The organism is Microbacterium kyungheense (assembly GCF_006783905.1).
GTDB lineage: Bacteria > Actinomycetota > Actinomycetes > Actinomycetales > Microbacteriaceae > Microbacterium > Microbacterium kyungheense.
This window is the reverse complement of record NZ_VFPE01000001.1, coordinates 675,454-691,085: the sequence shown is the minus strand read 5'-3', so window position 1 is coordinate 691,085 and position 15,632 is coordinate 675,454. Positions and strand designations below refer to the sequence as shown.

Sequence of the window (15,632 nt, the reverse complement as noted above, 5' to 3'; positions counted from 1 at the left end):
GAGGCGGCAGCGCCGAACGTGGAGGTGACGTCCGCGCCCTCGGCGGTCACGGTGGCCGTCAGCGTGACGTCGTGCGCCGTCACCGTGAGGAACGCCGGAACGGTCGCACGGTTGGTCGTGCGCGAGAAGGTGAGCGCGACACCGGCACCGATCGTCGCGTCGCCGTCGCCGGCGGCCGATCCGTCGCCGCCCGAGCGGGCGTCGGTGTTGACGCTCGTGGCGAGCACCACGGCACCGGCTGCGGTGATCGCGTTCACCGTCGGCTCGACGATCGTCTCGGAGCGGACCGTCGCCACGACGATGCCCACGGCGGCGGCGACGCTGACCGGCCCGTCGCTCGTCTCGGCGCTCGGGTTGGCGGTGGTGCCGGAGTCCGCGCCGCCGTTCGCGGTCGAGACGCTGTCGGCGTGGTCGCGCTCGTTCTGCGCGAGCTGGTCGACGCCGCTGCCCGATCCGCCGCCCGGGTTGCCCGGGTCGCCGGAGTCCTCGTTCTCGGGCGCGCCCGCCGCAGACGCCGACGCCAGGGCGCTGGAGACGGAGATGCTGGACGCGCGCAGCACGACGTCGGCGCCCGCGGTGACGTTGCGCGCGAGTGCGCTGGTGGCGCCGTGGTTCGCGATCGTCAGCGCGAGTGCGACGCCGATCGCGGCATCCGCGGCATCCAGCACCGCCGACGACGCCGTCGTGGCCGCCGCGGCCTTCTGGGTGGCGGCCATCGTGAGGCTGCCCCCGAGGCTCAGCGCGCCCGTGCCGATCCGCGTCCGAGTCGTGACGTTCGAGAGCGTCACGGCGACGGCGGGGGCGAGAGCGACATCGCCGCCCTTCGCGCCCATGCGCGCCTCGGTCACCGCGGCGTCGGCGGCCGTCGCGGTGAGGGTGAGGTTGCGGGCGCCGGTGAGGCTCACGTCGTCCGAGACCTCGGCGCTCGTGCGGTCGGTGATGAGGTTCAGCGCGACGGATGCCCCGATCCCCGCGTCACCCGTGGCGATCACGCCGTCGTCGTGCGGCAGGGCCTTGACCGTGCTCGCCACGGAGCTCGTCGCGGTGAGAGCGGCGTCGCCGCCGGTGAGGATCACGGTGCCGTCGACGCCCGCGCGCGTGGTGTGGTTGACGACGGCGAGCGCGAACGAGCCTGCGACCGAGATCTTGCCGCCGCCGGCGCCCGAGACGGCCTGCGCACCCATGGTCGCCGTGGTGTCGGCGCCGTCGGCCGTCACGGTCGCGCTGACGATCAGGTCGTGCGCCCGCAGGGTCAGCGTGGCGGGCACATCGGCCGCGTTCGTGACGTTCGCGAGGGTCAGCGCGACGGCCGCGCCGATCGTCGCGTCCCCGTCGCCGGCCGCCGATCCGTCGGCGGACGATGTCGCATCGGTGTTGGCGCTCGTGGTGAGCGCGACCGTCGCGGCGGCGGTGACCGCCGTGACCGCGGGCTCGACGATCGTGCGAGCCGTGACGGTCGCCACGGTGATGGCGATGGCTGCCGCCACGTTGACCGGGCCCTCGCTCGATTCGGCCTGCGGAGCGGCCTGGTCGCCCGAGTCGTCGCCGCCGTTGGCGGTCGCGACGGAGTCGGCATGCGCCCGCTCGCTCGCGGCGAGCTCGTTGACGCCGGTCCCCGATGCGCCGCCGGGGTTCGCGGGATCGTCCGAGTCCTCGTCGTTCTCGGGCGCACCCGCGGCGGAGGCGGCGGCGGTCGCCGACGACACCGAGACGCTCGACGCCCTCAGCGACACGTCGGCCCCGGCGGTGACGTTCCGGCCGAGGGCAGTCGTCACGACGTGGTTCGCGACAGTGAGCGCGAGCGAGACGCCGATGGCGGCATCCGCTGCTCCCAGCACGGCGGAGGATCCCGTGGTGGCCGCCGACGCTTTCTGCGTCGCCGCCATCGTCAGGCTGCCGCCGAGGGTGAGCGAGCCGGCGCCGATGCGTGTGGACGTCGTGACGTTCGACAGGGTGATCGCGACCGCGGGCGCCAGCGCGACATCGCCCCCGGCAGCGCCCATGCGCGCCTCGGTCACCGCGGCGTCGGCGGCCGTCGCCGTCAGCGTGACGTGCCGTGCCCCGGTCAGGCTGACGCCGTCGGCGATGTCGGCCGTCGTCTTGTCGGTGATGAGGTTGAGTGCGACGGATGCCCCGAACCCGAGATCGCCCGCGCCGGTGACGCCTTCGCCCGCCGGGAGGGCGCGGACGGTGCTCGCCACCGAGCTGACCGCGGTGAGAGCCGCATCGCCGCCGGTGAGGACGACGGTGCCGTCCACGCCCGCGCGCGTGCGGTGGTTGACGACGGCGAGGGCGAACGACCCGGCGACCGACACGTCGCCGCCACCGGCACCCGCGACCGACCGCGCCGAGATGGTCGAGACCTGGTCCGCCCCGTTCGGGGTGACCGTCGCCGAGACGAGCAGGTGGTGCGCCGTGACCGTCATCGTCGCGGGCACGGTCGCGCGGTTCACGACGTCGGCGAGGGTGATCGCCACGGCCGCGCCGATGGTCGCGTCGGATCCCTGAGAGGCCGACCCGTCGGCCGACGACGAGGCGTCCGTGTTGGCAGAGCTCGCGAACGCGGCCGTTCCGGCAGCGGTGATCGTCGAGACGCCGGGTTCGACGATCGTCTCGGCACGCACCGTCGCGAGGGTGATGGCCACTCCCGCGGCGGCGTTCACCTCGCCCTGCGACGACTCGGGGGCAGGCGCGGTGGCCGCGCCGGCGCCCTCGCCGCCGTTCGCGGTCGAGGCCGCCCCGGCGTGCGCACGCTCCGTCTCGACGGCATCCGCGACACCCGAGCCCGCGCTGCCGCCGCCTCCGGCCGATTCCGGCGCTCCGGCGGCCGACGCGGTGGCAGACGAGGCCGACGACGAGATGCCGACCGCCCGGAGCGACACGTCCGCCCCGGCGGTGACGTTGCGGCCGAGGGCGCTCGTGACGGTGTGGTTGGCGATCGTGAGGCCGAGGGCGACGCCGATCGCCGCATCCGCTGCGGCGGACACGGCCGAGGTGGCGGTCGAGGACGCCGCCGCCGTCTGCGTCGCGATCATCGTGAGGCTGCCGGCGATCGTGAGCGAGCCGGCGCCGATGCGCGTCCAGGTGGTGACGTTCGAGAGCGTCACGGCGACGGCAGGAGCCAGGGCGACGTCGCCGCCCTTCGCGCCCATGCGCGCCTCGGTGCTGCCGCTGTCGACCGCCGTCGCCGTGAGCGTCAGGTGGCGCGCTCCGGTGAGCACGCCGCCGTCCGCGACCTCGGCGCTCGTCTTGCCGGTGATGAGGTTCAGCGCGACGGATGCCCCGAACCCCAGGTCGCCCGCGCCGGTCACGCCCTCGCCGGCCGGGAGCGCCGTGACGGTGCTCGAGACGGCGCTCGCGGCGGTGATCGCCGCGTCGCCGCCGGTGAGTGCGACGGTGCCGTCGATGGCGGCGCGCGTGAGGTGGTTCACGACGGCGAGGGCGAACGACCCCGCGACCGACACGTCGCCGCCACCCGCGCCGGCGACCGACCGGGCCGAGATCGTCGACGTCTGGTCGGCGCCGTCGACGGCCACGGTGGACGAGAGGATCAGGTCGTGCGCGCCGACGGTCACATCGCCCGGCACGTCCGCGCGGTTGGTCACGTCTGCGAGGGTGATCGCCACCGCGGCGCCGATGGTCGCGTCGGACCCTTGCGAGGCCGAACCGTCCGCCGAGGACGCGGCATCGGTGTTCGCGGCGCTCGCGAACATGACGGTGCCGGTCGCGGTCACGGCGATCGACGGGCCGACGCGGGTCTCGGCGCGCACCGTGGCGAGCGTGATCGCCACGGCCGCCGCGACGTTCACGCCGCCCTGTGACGATTCGGCCTTGGGGGCGGTCGCCGTCCCTGCACCTTCGCCGCCGTTCGCGGTGGCGGTGGAGTCGGCGTGCGCGCGCTCGGCGGCGATCGCCTGGTCGACGCCGGCGCCCTGGCCTCCGCCTCCGGCGCTGTTCTCGGGCGCTCCCGCGGCCGAGGCGGAAGCCGTCGCGGAGGACGACGACACGCTGGACGACTTCAGGGTCACGTCGGCGCCCGCGGTCAGAGAGCGGCGCAGGTCTGCGAACGCGGAGTGGTTCGCGATCGTCAGCGCGAGCCCGACTCCGACGCCCGCATCTCCGGCGCCGAGCACGGCCGCCGACGCCGTGGTGCCGGCTGCGGCCTTCTGCGTGGCGGCCGAGGTGAGCGACCCGCTCAGCGACAACAGTCCGCCGGTGCCGACCCGGGTCGAGGTCGTGACGTTCGAGAGGGTCACGGCCACCGCCGGCGACAGCGCGACATCTCCGCCGGCGGCGCCCATCCGCGCTTCGGTCACGGCGGTGTCGCTCGCAGTGGCGCTGAGCGTCAGGTGACGCGCACCGGTGAGCGTCGCGCCGTCGGCGAGCTCTGCGAGAGTCCTGTCGGTGATCAGGTTCAGCGCGATGGAGGCCCCGAACCCGAGGTCGCCCGCGTCGGTCACGCCGGCGCCTGCGGGCAGGGCCTTCACAGTGCTCGACACGGCGCTCGCGGCGGTGACGGCCGCGTCGCCGCCCGTGAGGATGACGCTGCCGTCGACGGCCGCGCGGGTGAGGTGGTTGACGACGGCCAGGGCGAAGGAGCCTGCGACGGAGACATCGCCGCCACCCGCCCCCGCGACCGACTGCGCCGAGACCGTCGACGTCTGGTCGGCGCCGTCGGCGGTGACGCCGGCCGACACGATGAGGTCGTGCGCGTTCACGCTGACGTCGGCGGGCACGGCGGCGCGGTTGACCACGTTCGCGAGGGTGATCGCGACCGCGGCCCCGATCGTCGCGTCGGCGCCCTGCGAGGCCGAGCCGTCGGCCGAGGACGCGGCATCCGTGTTCGCACTCGAGGCCAGCATCGCCGTTCCTCCGGCGGTCAGCACGACGCCCGAGGCGACCGCCGCCTCGGCGGTGACCGTCGCGAGGGTCACCGCGACCGCCGCGGCGGCGTTCACGCCGCCCTGCGACGACTCCGCCGCCGGCGCCGAGGAGCCCGCGGCGGCCGCGCCGCCGTTGGCGGCGGAGGTGGCAGAGGCGTGCGAGCGCTCGGCTTCCACCGCCTGGTCGACGCCGCCACCGGCCCCTCCCCCGCCGCCCGCGTTCTCCGGCGCGCCCGCCGCCGAGGCAGAAGCGGTCGCCGACGAGGACGAGACGCCGAAAGCACGGAGGCTCGCATCCATGGCGGCGGTGACGTTGCGGGCGAGCCGCGCCGCGACGGTGTGGTCGCTGATCGTCAGAGCCAGGCCGACGCCGATGCCGGCGTCCCCGGCGCCCAGCACCGCGGCCGATGCGGTGGTCGCCGCGCGCGCCTTCTGCGTGGCGGTGGCCGACAGGCTCCGCGCCAGGCCGATCGACGCGCCGGATCCGAGCACCACCGACGTGGCGACGCTCGACAGGGTCACGGCGACGGCCGGCGAGAGCGCGACGTCGCCGCCCGAGGCGCCCATGCGGGCCTCGGTCGCGGACGCCGAGTCCGCCGTCGCTGCGAGGGTGAGGTCTCGGGCACCGCTGATCGTCGCGCCGGTCGACACCTGCGCCGTGGTGCGGTCGGTGACGAGGTTGAGGGCGACGGATGCTCCGACGCCCAGGTCGCCCGCGGCGGTGACCCCCGCACCGGCGGGCAGCGCCGCGACGGTCGACGACACGGCGCTCGCTGCGGTGACCCTGGCATCGCCGCCGGTGAGGGAGGCGCCGCCGTCGAGGGCCGAGAGGGTGGTGTGGGTGACGACGGCGAGGGCGAACGATCCCGCGACCGACACCTTGCCGCCGCCCGCTCCGGCGACCGATCGTGCGCCGAAGGTCGAGACGGTGTCGGTGCCGGAGGGCTGCACGCCCGTCTGCAGCGTCAGGTCGTGCGCCGCGACCGTCGCTCCGGCCGGGACGAGCGACCTGTTGACCACGTCCGCGAGGGTGAGGGCGACCGCGGCGCCGATGGTCGCGTCCGCGCCCTGCGACGCGGAGCCGTCGGCGATCGACGCGGCATCGACGTTGGCGAGCGAGGCCAGCGAGACGAGACCCGCCGAGGTGACGGTCACTCCGGCCGTGAGCTGCGACTCGGCGCGCGCCGTGGTGAGCGTCACCGCGACGGCGGCGGCGGCGTTCACGCCACCCTGAGACGACTCCGCCTTCGGAGTGGCGGCGGCGCCGCTCGCCGACCCGCCGTTCGCGGTCGCCACGCCGTCCGCGTGCGCGCGCTCGGCGGCCACCGCCTGGTCGACGCCGGTCCCGCCCGCGCCGCCGGGGTTGGCGGCGTCGCCCGAGTCCGCCGGATTCTCGGGCGCCCCGCCCGCGGACGCTGTCGCGGTCGACGTGGCCGTCGACGTGAGGAACGTCGCCAGGGTCACGGCGTCGGCGGTGACGCTGCGGGCGAGCTCTGTCAGCGACGAGTCGTTCGCGATCGCGAGCGCCACCCCGAGCCCCACCGCCGCGTCACCGGCCCCCAGCGCCGACGACGAGGCGGTCCCCAGGGTCGAGGACTCCAGCACCGCATCCACGTCGACGGCGCCGGTCACGGTGAGCAGCGCACCCGTGCCGATGCGCGCGGTCGAGGTCACGGTCGAAAGGGCGACGGCCACGGCCGGCGACAGGGCGACGTCCCCGCCCGAGGCGCCCATGCGCGCCTCCGCCGAGGTGGTGCTGCGGCCCGAGGCGAGCAGCGTCACCGAGCCGGCGCCGGTGACGGTCGCACCGTCGGCGATGTGGGCGAGCGTGCGCGCCGTGACGACGGCGAGGGCGACGGATGCCCCGAAGCCCAGGTCGCCGGCATCCGTCACACCGGCGCCTGCCGGAAGCGCCGCCACGGTGGTCGCCGTGCGGGCGACGGCGTTCGAGGTGAGGGCGCCCCCGGTGAGAGTCGCCGTCCCGTCGATCCCGGCGCTCACGGTGTGATTCACGACCGCGAGCGCGAACGAGCCCGCGACCGACACGCTGCCGCCGCCCGCGCCGGCGACCGACCGTGCGCCGAAGGTCGAGACGTCGTCACCGTCGGCGACGACGGTCGCCGTCGTCGTGAGCGCCTGCGCGGCGACCGTGGCACCCACCGGCACTACCGCGCGGTTCACCACGTCGGCCAACGTGAGTGCCACGGCGGCGCCGATCGTGGCGTCGGAGCCCTGCGACGCCGAGCCGTCCGCCGACGAGGACGCATCGGTGTTCGCGCCGGTGACCAGGCTGACCGTTCCCGCGGAGGCCAGGACGACGCCCGCGGCGAGCGAGGATTCCGCGCGCACGTCGGCGAGGGTCACGGCGACCGCCGCCGCGGCGTTGACGCCGCCCTGGGACGACGCCGCGCTGGGAGCGGCCGTGCTGCCCGCGCCCGCTCCGCCGTTCGCGGTCGACGTGCTGGACGCGTGGGCGCGCTGGCTCTCGACCGCCTGATCGACGCCCGTGCCGGCGGTGCCGCCGCCGGAGTTCTCGGGCGCGCCTGCCGCGGACGCGGATGCGGTCGAGGACGACGTCGACACGCTCGTCGCCTGCAGCTGCGCCGCCACGGCGGCCGAGGCGCTGCGCGAGAGCACCGCGGTCACCGCGTGCTGCGCGATCGTCAGCGCGAGAGACAGCCCGATGCCGGCATCACCCGCCGCGAGCACCTGCGACGATCCGATGGTGGTCGCCGTCGCCCGCTGCGTGGCCGTGGCGATGAGCGAGCCGGCCAGCGTCAGCAGCGCACCGGTGCCGACACGCGCGGTCGTCGACACGGTCGACAGGGTCACCGCGACCGCGGGCGCCAGCGCGATGTCGCCGCCGCGCGCACCCATGCGTGCTTCGGCACCGGCCTCGCCGCGGCCGTCGGCCGAGAGCGTGAGATCGCGTGCGCCGGTCAGCGTGCCGCCGTCCGACAGCTCCGCGGCGGTGGACTGCGTCACCAGGGCCAGCGCCACCGAGGCGCCGACGCCCAGGTCGCCTGCGGCGGTGACGCCTGCACCCGCGGGAAGCGCTGTCGCCGTCGTGGCTGTGCGGCTTCCGGCGACCACCGTCGCGTCGCCCGCGGCCAGCGTCACCGCGCCGGCGAGAGCCGCGCGGGTGGTGTGCGTGACGACCGCGAGGGCGAACGAGCCTGCGACCGACACCTTGCCACCGCCGGCACCCGCCACCGAGCGTGAGCCGAAGGTCGAGACGTCGTCTCCCCCCGGGGCGGAGGCGTCGGCGCGCACCTGCAGGCTCGCGGCCCCGATGGCGGCACCCGCTCCGAGCTCGGAGATGTTGCTAACCGTGGCGAGGGTGATCGCGACCGCGGCGCCGATCGTGGCGTCCGCGCCCTGCGACGCCGAGCCGTCCGCCGACGAGGACGCGTCGGTGTCGGCGCGGGCGAGGAGGATCACCGCTCCGGTCGCGGTGAGGCTCACCCCCGGTGTGAGGTGCACGCGGTTGCCGACGGTCGCCAGCGTGACCGCGACCGCCGCCGCGGCGTTCACTCCGCCGGCCGACGACTCGGCCTTCGGCGTCGTGGCGCTTCCGGTGCCCGCCCCGCCGTGCGCGGTGGAGGTGGCGCCGGCATGCGCGCGCTCTGCGGCGACGGCATCGTCCACGCCCGATCCGGCGGCGCCGCCCGGGTTCGCCGGGTCGGACGAGTCCGCACCGTTCTCGGGCGCGCCACTCGTCGAGGCCGAGGACGTCGAGGTCGTCGTCGACAGCATGCGCGTCTCGAGGGTGGCGCTGGCCGCGACGATGCTGCGGGCGAGCTCGACCCCACCGGCGACGTCGGCGATCGTCAGCGCCAGCGAGACCCCGACCCCGGCGGTGCCGGCGCCGACGACGATCGCTCCGGCGGTGGACGCCGCGACGGCGCGCTGCGACGCGAACAGCGACAGCGCCCCGCTGACGGTGGTCGCGGCCGCAGCGGTGCCGATGCGGGCGCTGGTGGTCGGAGTGGCGAGCGTGACCGCCACTGCCGGTGCCACGGCGACCTTGCCGCCCGCGGCTCCCATGCGGGCTTCGCTGCGCACCTCGAGGTCGCCGGCCGCCATCACGGTGAGGTCCGTCGCGCCGCTGAGGACCGAGCCGTCCGCCAGCTCGGCGAGCGTGCCGGCGGTCACCGCGGCGAGCGCGAACGAGGCGCCGACGCCCAGGTCGCCGGCATCCGTCACGCCCTGCCCGGCCGGCAGCGCCTTGACCGACGCGACCACCGCGCTGGCGGCGCTGATCGCCACGGCGCCTGCGACGGTCGCCGTGCCGGTGAGCGCGGCGCGGACATCGTGGGTCGCGACCAGGATCGCCACGGAACCGGCCACCGACACCTTGCCCCCGCCGGCGCCGGCGACCGACTCCACCGAGAGCCGTGACACCGGATCGCCGGGCTCGGCGAGCGCGCGGGCGGCGATCGTCAGCTGTCCGGCGACGATCGTCACGCCGGCCGGTACGACGGCGGCTGTGTCGACGTCCACGAACGCGAGTGCGACCGCGGCGCCGATCGTGGCTTCGGCGCCCTGCGAGGCCGATCCGTCCGCCCGCACGCCCACATCTGTGTCGGTGGCGGTGTCGAGCCGCACGAGGCCGGTGGCGGTCACCGTGATGCCGGGCGCGAGGTCGACGCCCGCGTCGACGGTGGCGATGACGAGTGCGACGGCCGCAGCGGCGTTCACTCCGCCCTGCGACGTCTCGGCGCTCGGGGCTGCCGCGGTGCCGGTTCCCGCGCCGCCGCTCGCGAGCGAGACCGTGTCAGCGTGATCGCGCTCCGCGGCCACCGCCGCGTCCACCCCGTTGCCGGCCGCGCCGCCCGGGTTCGTGGCGTCGCCGGAGTCGGCGCCGTTCTCGGGGGCGCCGGCGGTCGAGGCGGTGCCGTTCGCGGTCGCATCCGAGGTCGAATGCGCCATCAGGTCGACGCTCGCCGCCGTGACGCCGCGGGCGAGGGCGGCGCGCGTCGAGTGGTCGGCGAAGGTGAGCGCGACCGCGGCGCCGACCCCGGCGTCTGCGGCGCCGACGACGATGGCGCCCGCCGTCGAGCCGGCGGTGGCCGTCTGCACGGCGGCGACCTGCACCGCGGCGCTCGCGGTCAGGAGCGCACCGGTGCCGATCCGGGCGAGCGTCGACACGTTCGACAGCGTCACCGCCACGGCCGGCACGATCGCCACGCCGCCGCCCGAGGCGCCCATGCGCGCCTCGGTGATGGAGGTGCTCGTGCCCTTCGCCAGGACGGTGAGCGAGGCGACGCCCGGCAGCGTGCCGCCGTCACCGACACCGGCGCGGACCTCGATCGTCACGAGGGCCAGCGCGACCGCGGCGCCGAGGCCGAGGTCTCCGGCGTTCGTCACGCCCTGCCCCGCCGGGAGGGCGGCGACGGTCGTGGTGGCATCGGCTTCGGCCGAGATCGTCACCGCTCCACCGCCCGCGGAGCCGTCGACCGAGGCCGAGGTCGTGCGATCCACGATGGCCAGGGCGAGGCTGCCTGCGACCGACACCTTGCCTGCGCCCGCCCCGGCGACCGAGCGCGCGCTGGTGGTGGACGTCGTGTCGGCGCCGTCGGCGACCGTCGTCGCGCGCAGCGTCGTGGTCGGGGCGGTCACGCCGGCGCCGGCTGCGATCGCGGCACGGTGGGTGAGGGTCGCGAAGGTCAGAGCCACCGCGGCGCCGATCGTGGCGTCGGTCCCCTGCGAGGCGGACCCGTTCGCATCGGCGGCGGCATCCGTGTTCTCGCCCGCCGTGATCGCGACGGCACCGCCGGCGACGACGGCGCCGGCGAGGATAGATGCCTCCACCGTGGCCGTCACGACGGTGACGGCGATGGCGGCGGCGGCGTTGATCTGGCCCTGGGACGTCGCGGCACCGGGGGTGGCTGCGGTGCCCGACCCGGAGCCGCCGGCTGCTGTCGCGATGCCGTCCGCGTGATCGCGCGCACCCGCGACGGCGGCGTCCACGCCGCCGCCCGCCGCGCCGCCCGGGTTCGAGGCGTCGCCCGAGTCGGCCGGGTTCTCGGGCGCGCCGGCCGCAGATGCCGATGCGGTCGACGTCGAGGTCGACACCGAGCCCGCGCCGAGTGTGACGGCGCCGCCGACGGTGGCGCTGCGGCCGAGCGTCGCACGCACGGTGTGCGTCGACACCGTGATCGCGAGTCCCAGTCCGACGGCCGTGCCGGCCGACGTGCCGGTGGCGGCGCGCGCCTCGGTCGACGCGCTCGCGCGCTGCGCCGCGCTCACGAGCAGCGCCCCCGTGAGTGCGATCGCGGTGCCGGAGCCGACGCCGGCGGTGGTCGACACCGACGACAGGGTCACCGCGACGAACGGCGCGACGGCTGCGTCGCCGCCGCGAGCCGAGCCCTGTGCGACCGCGGTGGCGGCATCCGCGGTGCTCGCCGTGATGTTCACGTCGTCGGCGCCGGTGACGGTCGCCCCGTCGCCGATGGCGGACCGGGTGTGGTGGTCGACGCTGCTGAGGGCGAAGGCGGCGCCGATGCCGGTGGTGGGCGTCCCCGCGCCGCCGTCGGCGAGCAGCGCGCTCGTCGTGGTCTGCTCGGCCGACGACGCCGAGATCGTCAGCGATCGATCGGCGCCCGTGAGGGTCACGCTCGAACCGGTGGCCAGTCCCGCGGCGGACGTGAGGACGACGACCGAGATGGCGACGGACCCGGCGACCCCGAGGTCGCCCCCGGATCCCTGACCGGCGGTGGCGGTGGTGGTGAAGCGGTGCGAGGCGTCGGATGCGCCTGCCGCGTTCAGCGGGGCGATGCCCGCGATGAGCTGGAGCGTGTCAGCGGTGATGCTCGCGGAGGGGCCGACCTCGGCGCGGACGGTGGCATCCGCCAGGGTGATCGCGACGGCCGCTGCGATCGTGGCGCCGCTCGGGGGGCCGCGCGTCGCCGGAGACCCGGTCGCCGTTGACGCGGCCGACAGGTTCCCGAGTGCCTCGAGCCGCACGGTGGGCGCGACGAGGGCGATGCCCGACACCGAGACGTCGGCGTTCAGGTGATGGATCGTGAGCGCGAACGCGGCCGTCACGGTGACCTCGCCCTGCGGCGTGCTCGGAGTCGGGATCGGTGTCGAACCGCTGCCGCCCGTGCCGTCTCCGGCAGCGCCCGCCGCCGGTGCGACGCCGTCGGCCCAGCTCCGCGCGTCGCCGGCCTGCGCGGCCGGAGTCTGCGCGGCGGGCGAGCCGTCCGCCGGTGCGCCGGTGGCCGATGCCGAGGCCGTCGTCGCGGACGAGGCCATGCCGGTCGCCCTGAGCGTGATCGCCGCAGCGGTGAGGTCGCGCGCGAGCTCGGAGCGCACCGCGTGGTCGGCGAAGGTCAGAGCGATGACCGCCGACACCGCCGCACCGTCTTCGGCGCTGACGTTGCCGGTGGCCGTGGTGACGACGGGCGCGGTCTGCGTCGCGGTCGACGTGTAGCCGCCGGTGAGCGTGAGCGGCGAGCCGGCGCCCAGCCGTGCGAGCGTCGTGACGTTCGAGATGTTGACGGCCATCACCGTCGAGATCGCGGCCGCCGATGCGACCCCGCCCTGCGCCTCGGCGGTGGCCGGCGAGGTCGACGTCGCGGCGAGACTCAGGTCAGAGGCACCGGTGAGGATCGCGCCGTCGCCGATCTCGGCGACCGCGCGGTCGTTCGCGATGTTGAGGGCGATGCTCGCGCCGATCCCCGTCGTCGCGCCCGCGAGGCTGCCCGGCAGCGCGCGGGCGATCGTGTCGTTGTCGCCCGTCGCGGCGAATGTCAGATCGGTGCCCGGTGCGTTCACGGTGACCCCGGCGAGGATCGCCGCCCGGGTGAGGAAGCTCGCGATGTTGACGGCGAGGGCGCCCGCTCCCCCGACCATCGACGCCCCGCCCGCGCCCGACACCGACTGGGCGCGGTACTCGTTCACCTCGGCCGGGGTGCGCGGCGCGGCGGTGGCGGATGCCGTCACGCCCGCGGCGGTGAAGGCGGCGTTGCCGATGCGCGCCTCGGTGCGCGCGTTCGCGAGGTTGACCGAGACGGCGACGCCGACGCCGGCGGCGGATCCGCCGACGGCCGATCCGTCCGCTTCGGTCGCCGCCGAGCCTGACGAGATTGCGGAGACCGTGACACCCGCGCCGCCCGCGGTCACCGCGAGAGGTGAAGCGCCGCCGACGGAGGCGACGGTCTCGTGGTCGAGATCCGAGAAGGCGAGGGCTCCGGCGACCCCGATCGCACCGCCGGGAGCCGAGGCGAACCCACCGGGCTGGGAAGCCGTGGCCGTGGTCGCGCTGGGCGACGTGCCGTTCGCCGTCCCACCGCCGGGGCTCGCGGTCGCCTTCGTGAGCAGGGTGTGGGTCGAGTCGGCGACGACGGTGAGCGGACCGCCCGACACGATGCCGGCCGGGGCGGCGCTGTCGATGACCGCGGTCGTGCGGATCGTGGCATCGGTCGTAGCGATCGCGGCGCCTGCCGTCGCGGCGGTCGCGTCGGCGGTCGTCGTCGCGGTGGTGATGGTGGTGGCCGACAGGCTCACTGCTCCGCCCGCGAGCACCGACGCCGTGTCGGTGATGCGGGTCACTGCCGCGTTGTCGATGGTGGCGTGTGCGACGGCCGCGTCCACCGCGGCATCCGCTCCGGTCCCCGTCGACGTCGTCACGAGAGTGGCGGTCGACGAACTGGCGAGCGTCACCGCACCCTGGGCCTCGATGCGCGAGGTGCCGGCGAGCTGGACGAGCGCGGACGCGACGCTCTCGCCGATGGCGAGCCCGACCGTGGCTCCGGGGTCGGCGGTGTTGACCGCGGTGGCCGTCGCCGTGACATTCCCGCCTCGGATGACGGCGTCGGTGACGATCACCTCGGCGACCGCCGGCGTGTCGTCCGTCGTGGTCGCCGTCGCGATCAGGGTGATGTCCGCGGCGCCGGTGTCGAGCACGGTTCCCGCGCCGACCACCACCCGGGTCGCCTCGAAGCGGAACGTCACGCCGTGGAAGGTGAGGAGGCCGACGATCCGGATCGTCGCGCCCTTGCCCGTGGTCTTCACGAGGAACGAGCCGAGCGGGCGGACCGAGTGGGACTCGAACGCGTTGGCGAGGCTGCGGATCAGGATGTAGCCGATGTTGACGGCGTCAGGCGTCACCTCGATCGTGTCGTCGTCCGTCGCGTCGGCGAAGTCGAAATCGGTGACGTCGGCGGGGCCGACCGGCTCAAGGCCGTCGTAGGCGATGGTGCTGCCGCCGACGACCAGCGTGCCCGACTGCGATCCGGTCGGGCGGGACGTCATGGCACCGTGCGCCCCGGTGAAGCGCAGCACGTCGTAGCCGCCGGCGCCGCCGTCGATCCGGCCGATGCGTCCGGAGGGGGCGATGACGAAGTCGTCGCTGTTGCCCGCGGCGCCCTGGAGCACGTCGAAGCCCGAGAAGCGCTGGCCGGCGACGGTGCCCGTGCGTGCGCCGTCGATCTGCCAGGTCGTGTCGGCCGCGGGGCCGCGCAGCACGTGCCCGCCGCCGACGGCGACCAGCTGGCCGACGCCCGAGAACGCGATCCCTCCGACGGACCCGCCGCCGGCGCCGTCGGAGTTCCACGCGACGCCGGAGCCGCTGACGGCCAGCGCCGATGCCGCGGTGATCGTGACGGCGATGCTCAACGAGGCGGGCAGGCTGACCCGACCGCCGGACGAGATCGTGAGAGCGGTGAGGGATGCCGCAGCCCGACGGGTGGTGACACCGTCGGCGACCACCACGACGTCGTCGCCGTCGATCGTGACCGACACGTCGCCCGTCGCCGACACCTGCCACGGACCCGCCTGCTCAGCCGCGGGCTCCTCCGCTTCGGCGGGGACGGCCGGGTCTGTCGCGGCGGGCGCCGGGTCGGTCGTCGGCTCGTCGCCGGTGGGTGCCGATCCGGGATCCTCGGCCGGCGGAGCGGACTCGTCCTCCGGCGCCACCGGCTCTTCGACCGACTGCGGGTCGGCCGCCTGCGGCGCTGCGGGCTGCGGCTCGACAGGCGCCGGGTGCGGCGCGTCCGCGGCCGGAGCGGCATGGTCGGCGGCGTGCTCGGCGCCGGAGCCGGCGGCGTGCTCGGCGCCCGAGCCCGCGTCGTCGGGCGCCGCCTCGGCGCCCGCACCCGGGTTCGCGTCGAACGGCCGCACGTCCAGCATCGCGGGGGCGCCGTACATCGCACCGCCGGACGCCTCCGGCGCCGGGGTCGGGTCGGGCGTCGGCTCAGGTTCCGGCGTGGGCGTCGGCGTGGGCGTGGGGATCGGCGGGACGGGCGGGTCCGGCGGGTCCGGCGGCTCGGGCGGCGTCGGGAGCCCCGGGATCGTCGGGGTGGGCGGAGTCGCCGGCCCGCTGCCGATCGAGCCGGGGTTCACGGTGCCCGGACCGCAGGTCAGGCTCGTGCTGCTGGTGCTCGTGGTCGACGAGTTCGTCGTGCCGCCACCGGCCGCGGGCGTCGACCCGGTCGACACCTGCTGACAGTTGGGTCCGAACGGCGATACCGGCGCGGGCGGCGCAGCCGGCGGCACGACGACGACGGTGACCGTCGTCCGTGTGCGCGGCGGCGTCACCGTGACCGGCGTGGTGGGCGCCGGCTGCTCGACCGGGACGATCTCGGGCACGGGCGCGGGCGCCTCGCCGAGATCGGCCGGGCTGAACACGAGCGGCGCCGGAGCCGGTGCGACCGGCGGAAGCGCGGGGGCGACTGGGGCGGCAGCCGCCGGAAAAGCCCAGGTCAGCTGCGAGACGACGAGCGAGGTCGCGACAAGGGCCAC

The 15,632-nt window shown here is 76.0% G+C and carries 1 protein-coding gene (running past one end of the window); it reads right to left on the bottom strand.

Going from position 1 to position 15,632, the window contains the following annotated elements; translation table 11 throughout:
- Window positions 1-15,632: the 5' portion of an ICP22 family protein gene (locus FB391_RS03080; protein ID WP_141892809.1), read on the bottom strand. It extends 17,065 nt beyond the left edge of the window; the window shows 15,632 of its 32,697 coding nt (coding positions 1-15,632); it begins with the start codon at window positions 15,630-15,632; its stop codon lies beyond the left edge, outside the window.